Source organism: Bradyrhizobium sp. S3.7.6, from assembly GCF_054061875.1.
This window is the reverse complement of sequence record NZ_JBSSEQ010000001.1, coordinates 550,886-568,687: the sequence shown is the minus strand read 5'-3', so window position 1 is coordinate 568,687 and position 17,802 is coordinate 550,886. Positions and strand designations below refer to the sequence as shown.

Annotated in this window: 15 protein-coding genes; 12 read left to right on the top strand and 3 right to left on the bottom strand. The window is 64.3% G+C overall.

Annotated elements, in window-relative coordinates; genetic code table 11:
- Positions 1–120: 120 nt before the first annotated feature.
- The 6 genes from pcaF to ACVJ5M_RS02690 all read left to right on the top strand — a co-directional run bounded on the left by pcaF (position 121) and on the right by ACVJ5M_RS02690 (position 6,824).
- Entirely contained in the window at positions 121–1,329 is a 1,209-nt protein-coding gene (gene pcaF / locus ACVJ5M_RS02715) for a 3-oxoadipyl-CoA thiolase (protein WP_063980036.1), read from the top strand.
- A 99-nt stretch (positions 1,330–1,428) separates the two neighbouring features.
- Positions 1,429–2,322: a dioxygenase family protein gene (locus ACVJ5M_RS02710; RefSeq protein ID WP_063985948.1), complete on the top strand. Its 894-nt coding sequence runs from the start codon at positions 1,429–1,431 to the stop codon at positions 2,320–2,322.
- A gap of 119 nt (positions 2,323–2,441) precedes the next feature.
- Complete coding sequence (gene pcaH / locus ACVJ5M_RS02705) at positions 2,442–3,143, top strand: protocatechuate 3,4-dioxygenase subunit beta (protein WP_028155300.1); 702 nt, start codon at positions 2,442–2,444, stop codon at positions 3,141–3,143.
- A complete protein-coding gene (gene pcaG, locus ACVJ5M_RS02700; protein ID WP_063980035.1) occupies positions 3,144–3,734 on the top strand; it encodes a protocatechuate 3,4-dioxygenase subunit alpha in 591 nt (196 codons plus the stop codon).
- 264 nt (positions 3,735–3,998) lie between these two features.
- Positions 3,999–5,690, top strand: a complete 1,692-nt coding sequence (locus ACVJ5M_RS02695) for a methyl-accepting chemotaxis protein (RefSeq protein WP_063980034.1) — start codon at positions 3,999–4,001, stop codon at positions 5,688–5,690.
- 48 nt (positions 5,691–5,738) lie between these two features.
- Complete coding sequence (locus ACVJ5M_RS02690; RefSeq protein ID WP_354099485.1) at positions 5,739–6,824, top strand: phosphotransferase; 1,086 nt, start codon at positions 5,739–5,741, stop codon at positions 6,822–6,824.
- Positions 6,825–6,956: 132 nt separating this feature from the next.
- On the opposite strand, the gene ACVJ5M_RS02685 is transcribed toward ACVJ5M_RS02690, so the two are convergent.
- The 3 genes from ACVJ5M_RS02685 to ACVJ5M_RS02675 are packed head-to-tail and all read right to left on the bottom strand — an operon-like array spanning position 6,957 to position 10,168.
- On the bottom strand, positions 6,957–8,513 hold the full coding sequence (locus ACVJ5M_RS02685; protein WP_063980032.1) for an MDR family MFS transporter: 1,557 nt from the start codon (positions 8,511–8,513) through the stop codon (positions 6,957–6,959).
- Positions 8,514–8,517: 4 nt separating this feature from the next.
- A complete protein-coding gene (locus tag ACVJ5M_RS02680) occupies positions 8,518–9,693 on the bottom strand; it encodes an HlyD family secretion protein (protein WP_063980031.1) in 1,176 nt (391 codons plus the stop codon).
- Positions 9,686–10,168 (bottom strand): MarR family winged helix-turn-helix transcriptional regulator, encoded by a 483-nt coding sequence (locus ACVJ5M_RS02675; protein ID WP_014491125.1) that lies wholly within the window; start codon positions 10,166–10,168, stop codon positions 9,686–9,688. Before ACVJ5M_RS02675 ends, ACVJ5M_RS02680 begins: the two co-directional genes overlap by 8 nt.
- 155 nt (positions 10,169–10,323) lie before the next feature.
- On the opposite strand from ACVJ5M_RS02675, the gene ACVJ5M_RS02670 reads away from it, so the two are divergent.
- From ACVJ5M_RS02670 to ACVJ5M_RS02645, 6 genes are all read left to right on the top strand, one after another.
- Positions 10,324–10,818: a Fur family transcriptional regulator gene (locus ACVJ5M_RS02670; RefSeq protein ID WP_038943833.1), complete on the top strand. Its 495-nt coding sequence runs from the start codon at positions 10,324–10,326 to the stop codon at positions 10,816–10,818.
- Between the two features lie 34 nt (positions 10,819–10,852).
- Positions 10,853–11,806, top strand: coding sequence for a DMT family transporter (locus ACVJ5M_RS02665; RefSeq protein WP_063980030.1), 954 nt, complete (start codon positions 10,853–10,855; stop codon positions 11,804–11,806).
- Positions 11,807–11,818: 12 nt separating this feature from the next.
- Entirely contained in the window at positions 11,819–13,102 is a 1,284-nt protein-coding gene (ispG, locus tag ACVJ5M_RS02660; RefSeq protein WP_063980029.1) for a flavodoxin-dependent (E)-4-hydroxy-3-methylbut-2-enyl-diphosphate synthase, read from the top strand.
- A 175-nt stretch (positions 13,103–13,277) separates the two neighbouring features.
- Positions 13,278–14,174, top strand: coding sequence for a TauD/TfdA dioxygenase family protein (locus tag ACVJ5M_RS02655; protein ID WP_063980028.1), 897 nt, complete (start codon positions 13,278–13,280; stop codon positions 14,172–14,174).
- Positions 14,175–14,311: 137 nt separating this feature from the next.
- Positions 14,312–16,942 carry an SUMF1/EgtB/PvdO family nonheme iron enzyme gene (locus ACVJ5M_RS02650; RefSeq protein WP_063980027.1) on the top strand — a complete coding sequence of 877 codons (2,631 nt, stop codon included), beginning with the start codon at positions 14,312–14,314 and terminating at the stop codon, positions 16,940–16,942.
- Between the two features lie 81 nt (positions 16,943–17,023).
- Positions 17,024–17,455: a hypothetical protein gene (locus tag ACVJ5M_RS02645; protein WP_063980026.1), complete on the top strand. Its 432-nt coding sequence runs from the start codon at positions 17,024–17,026 to the stop codon at positions 17,453–17,455.
- The last annotated feature ends 347 nt before the right edge of the window (positions 17,456–17,802 follow it).

Here is a 17,802-nt window from a genome sequence, read left to right as displayed (position 1 = left end):
AGCGTGCGCCCCCCTCGGAACAAGCAAGAAACCGTCAATTGACCTGCCGCGGGCGCCCTCCTAAAACTCCGCGGACATTGAAGAATTTGGGCCGGACCGCGGCATTCAGGGAGAGCAACGATGCGTGACGTCTTTATCTGCGATGCCGTGCGGACCCCGATCGGCCGTTTCGGCGGCTCGCTCGCCAAGGTGCGCGCCGACGACCTCGCGGCGGCCCCGATCAAGGCGCTGATGGCCAAGCATCCCAATCTCGATTGGGCACAGGTCGACGAAGTCTTCTTCGGCTGCGCCAACCAGGCCGGCGAGGACAACCGCAACGTCGCGCGCATGGCGCTGCTGCTTGCGGGCCTGCCGGATTCGGTTCCCGGCCAGACCCTGAACCGGCTCTGCGCCTCCGGCCTCGACGCGGTCGGTGCGGCCGGCCGCGCCATCCGTTCCGGCGAGATCGAGCTTGCGATCGCGGGCGGCGTCGAATCCATGACCCGCGCGCCCTTCGTGATGGGCAAGGCGCAGGAAGCCTTCTCGCGCTCCGCCGAGATTTTTGACACCACCATCGGCTGGCGTTTCATCAATCCGCTGTTGAAGGCGCAATATGGCGTCGACGCCATGCCGGAGACCGGCGAGAACGTCGCCGAGGAATTCCAGGTCTCGCGCGCCGACCAGGACGCCTTCGCGATCCGCTCGCAGCAGCGCGCAGGCGCGGCGATCGCGGCGGGTTATTTCGCCGAGGAAATCACGCCGATCACCATTCCCGGCGGCAAGGCCGGCCCGATTACGGTCGACAAGGACGAGCATCCGCGCCCGGAGGCGACGCTGGAAGGCCTGGCAAAACTGAAGCCGATCGTGCGCAATCCCGGTACCGTGACCGCCGGCAACGCCTCCGGCGTCAATGACGGCGCGGCCGCGATGATCCTGGCTTCTGAAGCCGCCGTGAAGAAGCATGGCCTCACCCCGCGCGCACGCATCCTCGGCCTCGCCTCGGCCGGCGTGCCGCCGCGCATCATGGGCATCGGCCCGGTGCCGGCGACCCGCAAGCTGATGGAACGCCTCGGCAAGAAGATCAGCGATTTCGACCTGATCGAGCTCAATGAGGCCTTCGCCTCGCAAGGCATTGCCTGCATGCGCCAGCTCGGCGTTGCCGACGATGCCGATTTTGTCAATCCGCATGGCGGCGCCATCGCGCTCGGCCATCCCCTCGGCATGAGCGGCGCGCGCCTCGCGCTCACCGCCGTCCACGGCATGGAAAAGCGCGGCGGCAAGCTGGCGCTGGCCACCATGTGCGTCGGCGTCGGCCAGGGTGTTGCGGTCGCGATCGAGAAGCTGAACTGAGCTTTCTCCTCTCCCTCTCCCCGCAAGCGGGGAGAGGCGAAGATTCCGGGCTCGTTCGTTTCACTCGCGCCCGGAATGACGGGTAATCCGGAGACGAGCATGATCATCGAGCGCGAGCAGGACGTCACGGCCGCGGCACTGGCGGTGATGGAGCGGACGTCCGATCCGCGGCTGCGTCAGATCATGGTCTCCCTGGTCAAGCATCTGCACGCCTTCGTCCGCGATGTCCGCCTGACCGAGAAGGAGTTCCGGGACGCGACCGCGATCGTGGCCGAGCTCGGCAAGCTCACGACCGACACGCACAACGAAGTCGTGCTGATGGCGGGCTCGCTCGGCGTCTCGCCGCTGCTGTGCCTGCTCAACAACGGCGATCAGGGCAATACCGAAACCGATCAGTCGCTGCTCGGCCCGTTCTGGCGGCTGAACTCGCCGCGGGTCGAGAATGGCGGCTCGATCGTCCGCTCGGAGACGCCCGGCGCGCCGCTGTTCGTCAGCGCCCGCGTCGTCGACAAAGACGGCCGTCCCGTCGCCGATGCGGAGGTCGATGTCTGGCACGCCTCGCCGGTCGGTCTCTACGAGAACCAGGACCCTGATCAAGCCGACATGAACCTGCGCGGCAAGTTCACGACCGACCAGGACGGACGTTTCGCCTTCCGCTCGGTGATGATGGTGGGCTATCCCATCCCGACCGACGGCGTGGTCGGGCGCCTCCTCGAGGCGCAGAGCCGGCATCCCTATCGGCCCGCGCATCTGCACGCGCTGATCTTCAAGCCCGGATTCAAGGTGCTGATCTCGCAGGTCTACGACCCCGCCGACCCGCATATCGACAGCGACGTGCAGTTCGGGGTGACGCAGGCACTGATCGGCAAGTTCCAGCGCCACGACACGCCGCATCCGACCGCACGAGACGTCCCGACCCCCTGGTATTCGCTCGACCACACCTATCGGCTGGAGGCCGGTGAGGCCGTGTTACCGCGTCCGCCGATCAAATAGCGTGGCCCTGCCGGGCGCAGAACGCCCGCCAAACCCGCTTCCCTAGATTAGTTATGTTCTATAATGATCGGGGGAAGCGTTGACCGGCTGGAGCAAAATGGCCGGGGAGGAGTTCGCCAATGACATTCATCTATCCCGTCGACAGCAACAAGGCGCATCCGCTGCCGCTGTCGCCCGAATACAAGAGCTCGATCAAGCGCGCGCCGAACAAGCCCTTGATCCCGATGCGCCACACGCTGTCGGAATTGACCGGCCCGGTCTACGGCCACGAGACCGTGCGCGAGGGCGATGCCGATCTCACCACCCAGCATACCGGCGAGCCGATCGGCGAGCGCATCATCGTGCACGGCCATGTGCGCGACGAGGACGGACGCGGCGTGCCGAACTCGCTGGTCGAGATCTGGCAGGCCAATTCCTGCGGCCGCTACGTCCATGTCCGCGACCAGCACCCGGCGCCGCTCGATCCGAACTTCACCGGCGCGGGCCGCACCGTGAGCGATGCCGCCGGCTACTACCGTTTCGTCACCATCAAGCCTGGCGCCTATCCCTGGGGCAATCACCACAACGCCTGGCGTCCCGCGCATATCCATCTGTCGGTGTTCGGCCATTCCTTCGTCACGCGGCTCGTGACGCAGATGTATTTCCCGAACGACCCGCTGTTCCCGTTCGACCCGATCTTCAATTCGGTGCCGGACGAGAAGGCGCGGGCGCGGATGGTGTCGTCTTTCGACCTCGAGAACACGCAGCCCGAATGGGCGCTGTGCTACCGCTTTGACATCGTGCTGCGCGGCAAGAACGCCACGCCAATGGAGAACACCTAAGTGCAGGACAACGGTATTACCCCATCGCAGACCGTCGGTCCGTTCTTCAAATACGGCCTGACGCCGACCGGCGAATACGCCTGGAACGACGCGTTCACCAACTCGACGCTGACGCCCGACGTCACCGGGGATCGCGTCCGCATCGAAGGCCGCGTGTTCGACGGCGACGGCGTCGTGGTGCCCGACGTCATGCTGGAGATCTGGCAGGCGGATGCGCAGGGCCGCTTCGCCGACCCCCAGGACAAGCGCGCTCTGCCCAATGCCAGCTTCCGCGGCTTTGCCCGCTGCGGCACCGACAAGGACGGCAATTATTCCTTCGACACCGTCAAGCCGGGCGCGGTGCCCGATCCCGACGGCAAGCCGCAGGCGCCGCACATCGTGCTTGCGGTGTTCGGTCGCGGCATGCTGCGGCATCTCTACACCCGCATCTATTTCAGCGACGAGGCCGGCAATGCCACCGATCCCGTGCTGGGACTGGTGCCGGCCGATCGCCGCGCGACGCTGATCGCGACGCGCGAGGCGGGGAAGGCGGTCTATCGGCTCGACCTGCGGCTTCAGGGCGACGACGAGACGGTCTTCTTCGACATGTGAGGCAGCAACGCGTGGCGGCGATATCGACAGCCGCCACGCGTTTCTCATCCAGCGCAACTGAGCTGGTTGCTGCGTTTCATCGGGCCTGAGACGTTTCTGTTCGTGCCCCGAGTCGATCTCGCTGACTCAAAAACGACCGACTGACGTCCTCTTTTCGTAATTTTCCGGTGCCCGCGGGATACAATTTCCGCGCGAAGCAATCCCGTGTTTACCGCAGTTGTTTAGGGTCCGTTCGGATTTCGACCTGCGCCATTGGATTGTTTCATGAAAATTCGTCTCTCGCTTTCTTCTGCGGTCATTGCATTCGGGATCGTTCTCGCCATCGGCTTTACTGCCGTCGTCTCGACCAGCCTTTACGCCCTGCGCGAGCTCAAGGTCGGCGGTCCGCTTTATTCCGACATCAAGCTCGGCAACGACCTCATCGCGGACATCCTGCCGCCGCCCGAATATGTGATCGAAGCCTATCTCGAGGCCACGCTCGCCATGCGCGAGCCGGACCAGCTGTCGGCCCATGGCGAACGCCTGGTCCAGCTCCGCAAGGATTACGATGAGCGCAAGGCATTCTGGACCACCTCCAGCCTCTCCACCGATCTGAAGACGGCGCTGGTGTCGAAATCTGACGCCGAGGTGCAGAAGTTCTGGAAGCTTCTGTCTGATCAGCTCCTGCCGGCCCTCAAAGCCAAGGACGTGGCCGGCGCCGAACGCGCCTATGCGCAGCTCAAGGACGCCTACACCGCGCACCGCGCCGTCATCGACAGCATCGTCGAGAGCGCAAACAAGCAGAATGCCGACATGGAGAAGCTGGCGGCCGAGCGCGACAGCTCGATCCTCTACATTCTCCTCGGCGTCTCCGCAGCCGTCCTGGCCCTTATTGCCGCAGGCCTGCTCGGCGTCGCGCTTGGCGTGGTGCGCCCGATCGTGCGCATGACGGACACGATGCAGAAGCTCGCGACCGGCGATCTCGCCGCCGACATCCCCTTCGCGCACCGCCAGGACGAGGTCGGCTCGATGGCGGGTGCGCTCCAGGTGTTCAAGCAGGGGGCGATCGAGAATTCGCGCCTGCGCGAGGAGCAGTTGCGGAAGGAGCAGGAGGCCGCGACGGCCAAGCGCGGCGCCCTGCACCAGATGGCCGAGACCGTCGAGCGCGAGACCGGCCGCTCGGTCGATTCCGCGAGCGTGGCAAGCCAGGGCGTCGAACGGGCCGCCTCCAGCCTGTCCGAGATCGCCCGGTCGCTGTCCGCGGAGTCGCAGGCGGTGGCCTCGGCCTCCACCCAGGCGCTGGGTAGCTCGCAGACCGTCTCGGCCGCCGCCGAACAACTGAGCGCCTCGATCCGGGACATCGCAACCCAGGTGGCACGGACCAGCACTGTCACGAAATCGGCGGTCGCGGGCCGCGAGCAGGCGCGTTCGACCATCCAGGCGCTGGCGGGCGCAGTGAAGAAGATTGCGGAGGTCTCCGACCTCATTGGCGGCATCGCCGGCCAGACCAACCTCCTGGCGCTCAATGCCACGATCGAGGCCGCGCGGGCCGGCGAGGCCGGCCGCGGCTTTGCGGTGGTTGCGGCCGAAGTGAAATCCCTGTCCGACCAGACCGCCAAATCCACCGAAGAGATCGGGCGCCTGATCGCCGAGGTTCAGGCCTCGACCCAGGCCGCAGTCGATGCCGTCGAGACGATGGGAGGCCACATCGTCGAGATCGACGGCGTGGCGACGTCGGTCGCGGCGGCGATGGAAGAGCAGGACTCCGCGACGCGGGAGATCGCGCGGTCGATTTCCGAATCGGCATCCGCTGCGAAGGAGGTCTCGGCCAAGATCGCCAATGTCAGCCGCGACGCCGCCTCGGTGGACGCGCGCGCCACGGAGGTGAGGCAGGCGATCGCGGGCATGGCGGCCAACCTGGAATCGCTGCGGTCGGTCGTCGTCCGGACCGTGCGCGACTCGACCGCAGCGGCTTGAGCCGGGCGCCGGGTCTGCGGCTGGTGCGTGGGGTCGTGATCGTGCAGTATTGCGCGGGACAGGGGCATCGTGGTCATGACACCTCCACAACTGCCGGCGGTCGTTGAGCCCGCCCAACTGACGGCTGCGCTGCGCAGGGGTGGCGTGCTGGACGCTGGCGCCGTGCGCGAGGTGAAGGTGCTGCATCAGCGTGACACCGTCGTGTCACACATCGTCCGCCTCGGCCTGCGCTATGTCGGGGAATCCGCCGGTGCGCCGCAATCGCTGATCCTGAAGACCGCCAATTCCGCGTTTGCGCAGACGCTCGCCAATGCCGGCCGGCACGAGGTGGCGTACTACACGCAGCCTGCGCCGAAGATGCCGCTGGGATTGGTGCCGCGCTGCTTCGACGCGCATTTCGACGAAGAAAGCCTCGCCTGGCACCTGCTGCTCGAGGATCTCACCGACAGCCACGAGGTCGCAACGCAATGGCCGCTGCCGCCGTCACGCGAGCAGGCGATCGCGATCGTCACGACGCTGGCGCGCTGGCATGCGGCCTGGTGGGACCATCCCGATCTCGGCGAGACCGTCGGCAGCTGGGCGAGCACCGAAGACAGCACGCAGCACATGGAGGCGTTCGCGGGTCATTACGACCGCTTTGCCGATTTGCTCGGTGACCGTCTCAGCGAGGAGCGACGCCTCATCTACCGTCGCCTCATCGATCAGTCGGCCCGGCTATCCGAGCGCTATCATTCGCGCCGTCATCTCAGCATCACCCATGGTGATGCCCATAGCTGGAATTTCCTGCTGCCCACCGGTGTCGCCGATACCGCGCGCATCTTCGACTTCGACCTGTGGGGCATCGACGTCCCGACCAACGATCTCGCCTACATGATGGCGATGCAATGGTACCCGGAGCGACGGCAGGCGCTCGAACGCTCGCTGCTCAATTTCTATCATAACACGCTGATCGAAAGCGGCATCACGGGCTACACGCGAGGTGCGCTCGATCGCGACTACCGTTGGTCCGTGCTCTGGCACATCACCAAGCCGGTCTGGCAGTGGAGCATCCAGATCCCGCCGTTGATCTGGTGGAATAATCTGGAGCGGGTGATGATGGCGGTGGACGATTTGGGCTGCGAGGAGTTGTTGTAGAAGCTCGTGCCACCTGTTCGCTGTCGTTGCCCGGCTTGACCGGGCGACCCAGTATTCCAGAGACGGTTGTGGGATTCGGAGAAGCTGCGGCGTACTGAATGCCCCGGTCAAGCCGGGGCATGACACCTGTGGTTACTCCATCACCGCATGTTCCGGCCCCGCGGCCTGCTTGCGCAGCGTGGCCTTGGTCGAGCCGATCAGCAAGGCGAGCGGGATGGTGCAGAGGATGAAGATCATCACCAGCATATAGTCGTGTGCGAAGGCGATGATCTGCGCCTGCACGCTGACCATCCTGTCGGCCATGGCGCGGCCGGCGTCGGTGGAGAGATTGATCATGCCGCTGACGCTGGGCATCTGGAGCGCGTGGTTGAACGGGTTGATGTACTCGGACAGGATCGCGTAGGTCCTCCGCGTTCCCTGCGTCAGTTCGGCGATGACGACGGAGATGCCGACCGAGCTCGCGACGTTGCGCATCAGGGTCAGCATCGCGGTGCCGTCGGTGCGCAGCTCGTTCGACAGGGTCAGGAACGCCACCGTCGAGAGCGGCACGAAGACGAGGCCGAAGCCGAAGCCCTGGATGACGCTGACGGTGACGATCTCCGGCACCTGGGTCAGGTCGGTCCACCCGGTCATCTGGAACAGCGAGCCCGCGGTCAGCGTCAGGCCGGTGATGATCAGTGTGCGTGCCTCGAAATAACGCATCATGCGGCCAACCAGCATCATGGCGAAGAAGGTACCGAAGCCGCGGCTCGCCAGCAGCAGGCCGGCGGTGATGATGGGATAGCCGATCACGTTCTGCATGTAGGGCGAGGCCAGCGCCATGGTCGAGAACAGCACGAGCCCCATCACGACCATGAACATGCAGCCGGTGACGAAGTTGCGATCCTTGAACAGCGCGAAGCGGATGAACGGCGTCGACGTCGTGAAGGAGTGCGCGAGGAAGAAGTAGAAGGCGACGGCCGACACAATGAATTCTGCGATGATCTCGCCGGATTCGAGCCAGCCCAATTGCTCGCCGCGGTCAAGCGCGAGCTGAAGCGAGCCGATCGCGATCGCCAGCGCGGCAAAGCCGAACCAGTCGAACTTGAGGCTGATGTCCTTTTTGGTCTCGTCCATGAAGACGATCAGCCCGAGCACGGTGATGGCGCCGAACGGCAGATTGACGAAGAACACCCAGTGCCAGGAATAGGTCTCGGTCAGCCAGGCGCCGAGCGAGGGGCCCATGATCGGGCCCATCATCACGCCCATGCCCCAGATCGACATCGCCTTGGCGCGTTCCTGGAGCGTGTAATAGTCGAGCATGACCGATTGCGACAGCGGCACCAGGGCCGCGCCGAACACGCCTTGCAGCAGACGGAACAGCACCATCTGGTTGATGTCCTGCGCCAAGCCGCACAGCACGGATGCGAAGGTGAAGCCGGCGGCGCAGATGATGAAGATGCGCTTGCGGCCGAAGCGGTTGGCGATCCAGCCGACCGGCGCCGTCATGATCGCGGCGGCGACGATGTAGGAGGTCAAGACCCAGTTGATCTGGTCCTGCGAGGCCGACAGTGAGCCCTGCATGTAGGGCAAGGCGACGTTGGCGATGGTGGTGTCCAGCGCCTGCATGATGGTCGCGGTCATGGCGCAGATCGTCACCATGTTCCTGCGCAGGCCGGGGACCATCAGGCTGGCATTGGGGCCGGACATCGGATCAGTCCTTGTCCTGGTCTTTGTCCTGGTTCGCCGTCGCCGACAATCCGAACAGGCCGGCGAGCGAGCGCTTGTGGCCAGTGTCGATGGTGGCGTAGACGCTCATGCCGGCCTTCAGCTTCCGCACGTATTTGTCGGTCTCGTCGAAATAGATCCTGACAGGCACGCGCTGTACCACCTTGACGAAATTGCCGGTGGCGTTCTGCGGCGGCAGGATCGCGAATTGCGCGCCGGTGCCGGGCGAGAGCGAACCGATCTTGCCCTTGAAGACGTGGTTCGGGAACGCGTCGACCTCGAGGGTCACAGGCTGTCCCTCGGTGACGTGGGTGAGGTCGCTCTCCTTCGGATTGGCGTCGACCCAGGGGTGGGCGACGTCGATGATGGAGAACACCGGCGTGCCGGCGGTGACGTAGCGGCCGAGCTGAATCTGCTCGACCTGCGTCGCAACGCCGCCCATCGATGCCCGCACCACGGCGTGGTCGAGATTGCGCTCGGCATTGTCGAGCTTGGACTTGGCCTGCGCGTAGGGGGGGAATTTCTCCAGCGGAAGGTCGGTGTCGCCGAGCAGCTGCGTCTTGGCCGTCGAGATCTGCTGCTTGACGTATTGCGCGATCGAACCTGATGTGACCAGCGCGTTCGCGGAGTTGTCGAGGTCGAGTTGCGAGCCGTAGCTGTTCTTCACCAGCGCCTGCTTGCGCTCGACGTCGCGCTGCTTGAGGTCGACGCCCTGTTGCGCGAGGTTGAGCATGTCGCCGTAGATCTTGATATTGGCGCGGAGGTTGTCATAGGTCGACTGCGCCTGCATCAGCTGCGCCCTGGCCTCGTCCACCGCGAGGCGGAACGGCACGGGATCGATCTCGAACAGCTCGTCGCCTTGCTTGACGATCTGGCCTTCCCTCACGACGACCTTCTGGATCTTGCCGGAGATGTCGGGCGTCACCAGGACCTTCTGCGCGCCGACATAGGCATCGTCAGTGCCGACGTAGCGGCCGCCGTTCAGATAGAAGGTGAGGCCGCCGACGGCGACGACGAGCGGCAGCACGACCAGGAGCAGGAAGCGGCGATAGCGGCGCAGGCCCGCCACCAGGCGGCGGCGCGGATCGGTGCCGGCTTTCTTGGTGGGCTTGCCGCTGTCGCTCTTCTGCTCGGGCTGGAACTTGAGGACCTGATCAGCCATAGCGCTGCTCCTTACGCGCTTGTTCCGCGCCGGATGTCTGGATCGCGTTACGCACGTTTTCCTTGATGGATTCGAGTTGGGTGAGGAGACGGTGGGCGTCCGCCGGGCTGATGCCGTCGAGTGCGTTCGCCGTGAGTTCCGATTTCAGGCCGCTCATCTTGCCGAGCAGCGCACGGCCGGCCTTCTTGAGATAGAGGCGCTTGACGCGGCGGTCCGAGGCGTCGCTGCGGCGCTCGATCCAGTCGCTGTCGCAGAGCTTGTCGATCAGGCGCGTCAGCGTGATCGGCTGCATCTCCAGCAACTCGGCGAGTTCCGACTGCTTCATGCCCTCGCTGCGCTCGACCTTGGCCAGGACCGCCCATTGCGCGCGGGTGATGCCGAAGCGCGATGCCTCCTTGTCGGCATAGACCCGCAAGAGGCGGTAGAGTTCACCGAGCGTAAACAGGAAGTTCTGGTCGACGGACCCGCGGGTCATAACGTTATCTCCAATGAGCTTGACTATAATAAGCAAGCTTATGATTATTTCGTGGCGGATTAGCGGGACGCTGTCCCGCAGCAAGAGCATGGCTGACAGGCGCATTCCCGGTCGCGCTTTGGGTTCCACGGCCGAAATGCTAGAAGGCAGGCCACATGACCCTCGCAAAGCCGGCATTTCCGACGCCTGACCACGATCACGGCCGCTGCACCGCGGACGCGCTGGCGCACGCCGAGACGGTTTGCGAGGCTCGCGCGCAGAAATTCACGCCGATCCGCCGCCAGGTGCTGGGGGCGCTGCTCTCCAGCCACCGGCCGCTCGGCGCCTATGAGATCATCGACGAATTGGCAAAGTCGATGCCGCGGCCGGCGCCGATCACGGTCTACCGTGCGCTCGATTTCCTGATGGCCAACGGCCTCGTGCACCGCATCGAAAGCCGCAACGCCTACCTCGCCTGCGCCGCCCACGACCACGACGCGACCTCGGCGGTGGCGTTCCTGATCTGCGAGCGCTGCGGCCTGGTCGGCGAGATCCCGTCGGCGTCCTTCGCCAAGGATCTCAATGCCGCCGCGCGAAGCTCAGGCTTCGCACCAAAACTGTCCGTGGTGGAGATTACGGGCGTCTGCGCCCATTGTCAGAAAGCTGCATAAAGCAACAAAGGCGCAAGCCGGTATTCGGGAAGAAATGTCCGCACCACAAGCCATACCGTCCGCCGGTCGCCCCCTCAGTGCCGGCGCCATCGCCGTGATGCTCATGCTGTGCCTGACCTGGGGCTTCAATCAGATCGCGGTGAAGCTGGTGCTGCCGGAGGTGCCGCCGATGCTCCAGGCGATGATCCGCTCGATGGGTGCGTTGCCCGTGCTGTTCATCGTCGGCAGCTTGCGCGGCGTCAAATTCTTCGAGCGCGACGGCACGTGGAAGGCCGGCCTGGTCGCCGGGCTGATGTTCGGCGTCGAGTTCGTGCTGATTTTCCAGGGCCTGCGCCTGACCTCGGCCTCGCGCGCGGTGGTGTTCCTCTACACGGCGCCGTTCTTCGTCGCGCTCGGGTCCTACCAGGTGCTCGGCGAGCGGCTCGGGGGCACCCAATGGCTGGGGCTGGCTGTGAGCTTTGCCGGAGTTGCGCTCGCGATCGGCGTGCCGCAGCCCAATGTGGATTCGCACATCCTGCTCGGCGACCTCCTGATCGTGGCCGGCGCAGGGCTTTGGGCGGCGACCACACTGGTCGCCAAGGGCACCCGGCTGCGCTTCGCGGCGCCGGAAAAGGCACTCGGCTATCAGGTCGCGACCTCGATCCCGATCCTGGGCACCGCCGCCTGGCTGTTTGGGGAGACCATCACCCGGACCCCGTCGCCGCTGTCGCTCAGCCTGATGGCCTTCCAGGCGATCTGGGTGGTTGGAACCACGTTCACGCTTTGGTTCGCGCTGGTGAAGACCTATTCGGCCAGCAAATTGTCGGCTTTTACCTTCATCACCCCTTTGTTTGGCGTGGTGGGTAGCTATTTCATCATGCACGACACCTTGAGCCTGACATTCGGGGCCGCTGCGATCCTTGTAATTGCTGGGCTTTTTCTGGTTAACCGTCCCAGCTCAACGGCTGCGGCGCCGCGCGATGCATTGCTCAACGTCACCAAAACCTGATATTTGGACCCCATGAACAAGCTCGAAAACCCCATTGATTCCGACATCGCGGGCCCGGCGCCCCGGCACCGGACCACCCAGGTCAAGGTCGGCGACGTCGCCGTTGGCGGCGGTGCGCCGATCGTCGTGCAGTCGATGACCAATACCGACACCGCCGACATCGACGGCACCATCGCCCAGGTCGCAGCGCTTGCGCGCGCCGGCTCCGAAATGGTCCGCATCACCGTGGACCGCGAGGAGGCCGCTGCTGCCGTTCCGCATATCCGCGACGGCCTCGCCAAGCGCGGCATCACCACGCCGCTGATCGGCGACTTCCATTATATCGGTCACAAGCTGCTCGCGGCCTATCCGGCCTGCGCCGAGGCGCTCGCGAAATATCGCATCAATCCCGGCAATGTCGGCTTCAAGGACAAGCGCGACACCCAGTTCGCCGACATCATCGAGATCGCGAACAAGAACGGCAAGCCGGTCCGCATCGGCGCCAATTGGGGTTCGCTCGACCAAGAGTTGCTGACCAAGCTGATGGACGAGAACGCCGCGTCCGCCAATCCGCGCGACGTGCGCGCGGTGACGCGCGAGGCCATGGTGCAGTCGGCGCTGCTCTCGGCCGCGCGCGCCGAAGAGCTCGGCATGCCCAAGGATCGCATCATCCTGTCCGCAAAGGTGTCGGCGGTGCAGGATCTGATCGCGGTCTATCAGGATCTCGCGGCGCGTTCCGATTACGCCATCCATCTCGGTCTCACCGAGGCCGGCATGGGCACCAAGGGCATCGTGGCCTCGTCGGCCGCGCTCGGCATCCTGCTTCAGCAGGGCATCGGCGACACCATCCGCATCTCGCTGACGCCGGAGCCCGGCGGCGACCGCACCCGCGAAGTGCAGGTCGGCCAGGAATTGCTGCAGACCATGGGCTTCCGCACCTTCGTGCCGCTGGTTGCGGCGTGCCCCGGCTGCGGCCGCACCACATCGACCACGTTCCAGGAGCTGGCGAGCTCGATCCAGGCGTTCATCCGCGACGAGATGCCGGGCTGGAAGACGAAATATCCGGGCGTCGAAGAGCTCAACGTCGCGGTGATGGGCTGCATCGTCAACGGCCCCGGCGAATCCAAGCACGCCAATATCGGCATCTCGCTGCCGGGCACCGGCGAAGCCCCGGCCGCGCCCGTCTTCGTCGACGGCAAGAAATTCCGCACGCTGCGCGGCCCGACCATCTCCGCCGACTTCAAGGCGCTGGTGATCGACTATATCGACCAGCGCTACGGCCAGGGCGCCAAGGTGCCGGTGACCGCAGCGGAGTAAGCGCCCACTCAACATTGAAATTGTAAGGCGGGTTAGCGCAAGCGTAACCCGCCTTATTTTTTGCGCGACCGTGAAATCCGGGGCGCTGCCCACCGCGGAACGACCGTTCCCGGATTGCGCTTCGCTGCGTCCGGGCTACGATGTCCCCAATCAACAATGATTGGGAGTAACACCCATGAGCTCGCTATCCGGCAAGCAGGGTCCGCGCTATCGCCACACGGCCGAAGACGGCGCGGCTTACGAGACCATCGCGGTCGAAAAGCTCACCCCCATCATCGGCGCGGAAATATCCGGCGTCGACCTCGGCAGCCTCGTCGATGGCGATGCCCGCTCCAACCGGCAGATGGACGAGATCCACCGCGCGCTCGCCGAAAACCTCGTCATCTTCTTCCGCGATCAAAACATCACGCCAAAACAGCATCTCGCGTTCGGCCGCAAGTTCGGCGATCTGCATTTCCATCCCGCAGCACCTCACGAGGACGAAGATCCGGCGCTGATGAAGATCTACGCCGACAAGAACTCGCCGCGGGCGAACGGCGAGGGCTGGCATTCGGACGTGTCCTGCGATCTCGAGCCGCCGATGGGCTCGATCCTCTACATCAAGCAGTGCCCGCCGCGCGGCGGCGACACGCTGTTCGCCAACATGTACGCGGCCTATGAGGCGCTGTCGGATCGGATGAAGGCGTATCTCGACGGGCTGACCGCGCTGCATGACGGCGAGCCGATCTATCGCGGGCTTTACGCCAATTACGGCGTCGCCGATCGTCCGTCCTATCCGAGCGCCGAGCATCCGGTGGTGCGCACGCACCCGGTGACGGGGAGGAAGGCGCTCTACGTCAACCGCGGCTTCACCCGCCACATCAACGGCATCCCGCGCGACGAGAGCGATGCGATGCTCGCCTATCTCTACCAGCACGCCGAGAACCCGCTGTTTCAGTGCCGCTTCCGCTGGACCGAGAACGCCATCGCGTTCTGGGACAACCGCTGCACCCAGCACCGCGCGATGTGGGACTACTGGCCGCACACGCGCTCGGGCACGCGGGTCACGGTGAAGGGGGAGCGGCCGATTTAAACGGCCACCGTCGCCAATCGCTCAGTGACCTGAATCACGGACTTGGGATCGCCCCCGTCGAATGATGTGGGCTCGCGGTGCTGCTTGCAGGGGCTACAACCAGCGATATACTCGCAAAGGGCGATTTGGGGGGAATTATGCGCTGGGTGGCGGCTACCATTCTTGCGCTCGTTTTTTACGGGTTCGCGGGTCAGGCGCTGGCCGAGAAGCGCGTCGCCCTGGTGATTGGCAATTCGTCGTACCGGAATGTCCCGAGCCTTCCGAATCCCCGGAATGACGCCGCCGAGATTGCCTCCCTGTTCAGATCTGCAGGATTCTCCGCGGTCGATGCTCGCCGTGATCTTGGTATTTCAGACATGCGGCGCGCGATCAGCGATTTCGCCGAGATGGCAAGCGATGCCGACGTGGCCGTCGTCTATTTCGCCGGCCATGGCATCGAGGTCGATGGTGCAAACTACGTCATCCCCGTCGACGCGAAGTTGTCCCGCGATTTCGACATTGAGGATGAAGCCATTTCCCTCGATCGCATTCTGAAATCAATCGAGCCCACCAGGCGGCTTCGCCTCGTCATCCTGGATGCGTGCCGGGACAACCCGTTCTTGAAGACCATGAAGCGAACCATAGCGTCCCGATCGATCGGTCGCGGGTTGGCCAAGGTCGAGCCGGCGATATCCGATACGCTGATTGCCTTCGCGGCCAAGGCCGGATCGGTTGCGCTGGACGGCGATGCCAAAAACAGTCCTTTCACGGCCGCGCTGCTGCACAACATCGCCGCTCCCGGCTTGGACTTGAGGATTGCGTTCGGCCGAGTTCGCGACGAAGTGCTGAAGGTCACCAATCGTCACCAGGAGCCGTTCGTCTACGGATCATTGGGCGGCTCTGTCATCTCGATCGTCGATGCACCGAAACTGCCGCCACCGCCAACGACGGATGACATCGTCTGGAACGCCGTGAAGGATTCGGCTTATCCGGGCGTGTTCGAGGATTTCATCGCGAAGTTTCCGACGACGCCACATCTGAAGGCGGCCGAATCACGGCGTGATGAGCTCAAGCAGGCGCAAGCTGCGGCTGCCGCGCGCATACCCCCGCCGCCGACCGCCGACGAAATCGTCTGGACGGCGATCAGGGATTCGAACTATCCCGCAATCTTCGATGATTTCCTCAGCAAGTTTCCGGCCAGCAAGCATCGCGCCGAGGCGCAATCGCGCGCCGACGAGCTGCAAAAGCAGATCGCCGCCGCTGCCGCCCGCGTTCCACCGCCTCCGACCGCCGACGAGGTCGTCTGGGATGCCATCAAAGGCTCGACGTATCCGGCAATCTTCGATGATTTCGCCAGCAAGTTTCCGGCAAGCCCGCATCTGGCGGACGCCCAGAGGCGCAGGGATGAGCTGAAAAAGCAGATTGCCGCCGCGCAAGCTCCGCCACCTCCCGCCGCCGAGGACATCGTCTGGGCCGCGATCAAGGGATCGCGCGATCCCGCGATCTTCGATGAGTTCGTGAGTAAATACGCGGCGAGCCCGCACATCGCGGCCGCACGACAGCGAGGGGATGACCTGCGGAAGGAGATCGCTGCTGCTCAAGCGCCGCCACCTCCGCCTGCAGATGAGATCGTCTGGAACGCGATCAAGGAGTCGCACGACCCCGCGATCTTCGAGGAGTATTCCGTCAAATATTCGAACAGTTCGCACCTCTCCGCCGCACTGTCGCGTCGTGACGAGCTGAAGAAGGAACGCGCGGCGACAACGGCACCTCCTCCGCCCCCGCCCGCAACCGACGAGATCGTCTGGAACGCGATAAAGGATGGGCGCTCGCCGGCGATGTTCGAAGAGTTTCTGAGCAAATTTCCCGAAAGCGCGCGCTCCGCAGAGGCGCGCGAACGGTTCAAGGCGTTACAGGCGGTGCAGATGGCCTCCACCAACGCCACGCTTCCGGCTCCAGACACGACCCCGCAGCGCGAAGGACTGACTGCGATCGGCATCAAGGTGTTGTCCGATTCGGAAGAGGCGGCTCTGAAGCAGAAGGCCAGCTTCAAGGAATGTGAAAAGTGTCCGGAGATGGTTGTGGTCCCGCCGGGCGCGTTCATGATGGGGACGTCGGAGAGTGCATCGAAACGCACCGCGGAATCGTCTCGCCACAAGGTGACGTTCGCCCATTCATTCGCGGTTGGCCGTTACGCTGTCACGTTTGCGGAATGGGACGCCTGCGTCGCCGATGGGGGATGCAATGGGTACAAGCCCTGGGACAACGGTTGGGGCCGCGGGAGACGACCGGCGATCAACATTTCCTGGTCGGATGCCAAGAGCTATGCAGCCTGGTTGTCGGCCCGCACCGGCAAGACGTACCGCCTCCTGAGCGAAGCCGAGCGGGAATATGTGACGCGCGCGGGAACGACGTCATCGTTCTGGTGGGGAGTCTCCGTGTCTCGGGGCCAGGCCAACTACGATGACAGGGCCAGCCAGGACAAGAATGCAAAGGGTGCCTCCGGGCAAAAGACGGCTCCTGTCGATTCCTTCCAGCCGAATCCGTGGGGCCTCTATCAGGTGCACGGCAATATCTGGGAATGGGTCGAGGATTGCGTCAACGACACTTATGAGGGCGCGCCTGTGGACGGGAGTCCTTGGCTGAAAGGCCGATGCGAGCAGCGTGTCCTCAGGGGAGGCTCCTGGGTCAGCAAGGCGGATGCAGTCGAAGCGGGGAGCCGTTACGGCGTGCAGTCCGAAGGACGCGTGAGCAACGTTGGATTTCGAGTCGCGAGAACCTTGAGATAGCCGGGCACGAGTGCATCGGCCTCGCCAGCCGGAACAATCCCATACAATAACTCTAAGATTTTTTCATTGGAGACTTATGAAATGACAACCTACCCGGTACGCCTACCGTCGGCCCTCTTGATCAAAATCACCGCGGGGCTCGTCCTGTTCTTCGGAATCCTCTGTGGCGCACATGCGGGCGGGGGGAACACGTCGCTCGTCGTGAAATCGGGCGAGGCAAAGGAAATCTGCAAATGCGGCGGACACTGGCGCGTCGACAGCAGTGGCAAGGTCTGGCCCGTCAGCATTGAAGTCGTGACTCCGCCGAAGAGCGGTGCCGTGACGACGCGAGCGAGCACCGGGCAACGCAAATTGAGAAGCGGAGAGGCCAAGACCGTGCGGCTGACCAGCGTGGTGTACCAATCCAAGAAGGGTTATGTCGGTGAAGACTCCTTCACGTATCGGCGCGTGACGGCGGACCCTACCGACCCGGATAATGGCAAGGTATACACAGTCGCCGTCACCGTCAGGTAATTGCGATGGGGGCGGATAGGAGCCCTAAGATCTGCCCCCTTCGGCCTGCGATAAAGGCGGCGATTACGCTGCGCCAACCCACTTCACGAAGCCGTGCTTGCGTTGACGTCTTCCCGCGTCCGCGCCAATCTTCCCGAAAATCAAATCGGGAGGATCCGCCATGCTCCGCGCCGAGGACAACAAGTTCCTGACCGAGTCCGGCTTGGGGACGGGAATGGGCGAGTTGTTGCGATCGTCGTGCAGCGCTTCGGCGACGTCGCCGACTTCGTCGGGAGGCCGCGGATCGCGGCAGCGGAGTAGGACTTGTCGTTAGGACGAGGCATCGTCACAATTCTCCTCGTGTCGCT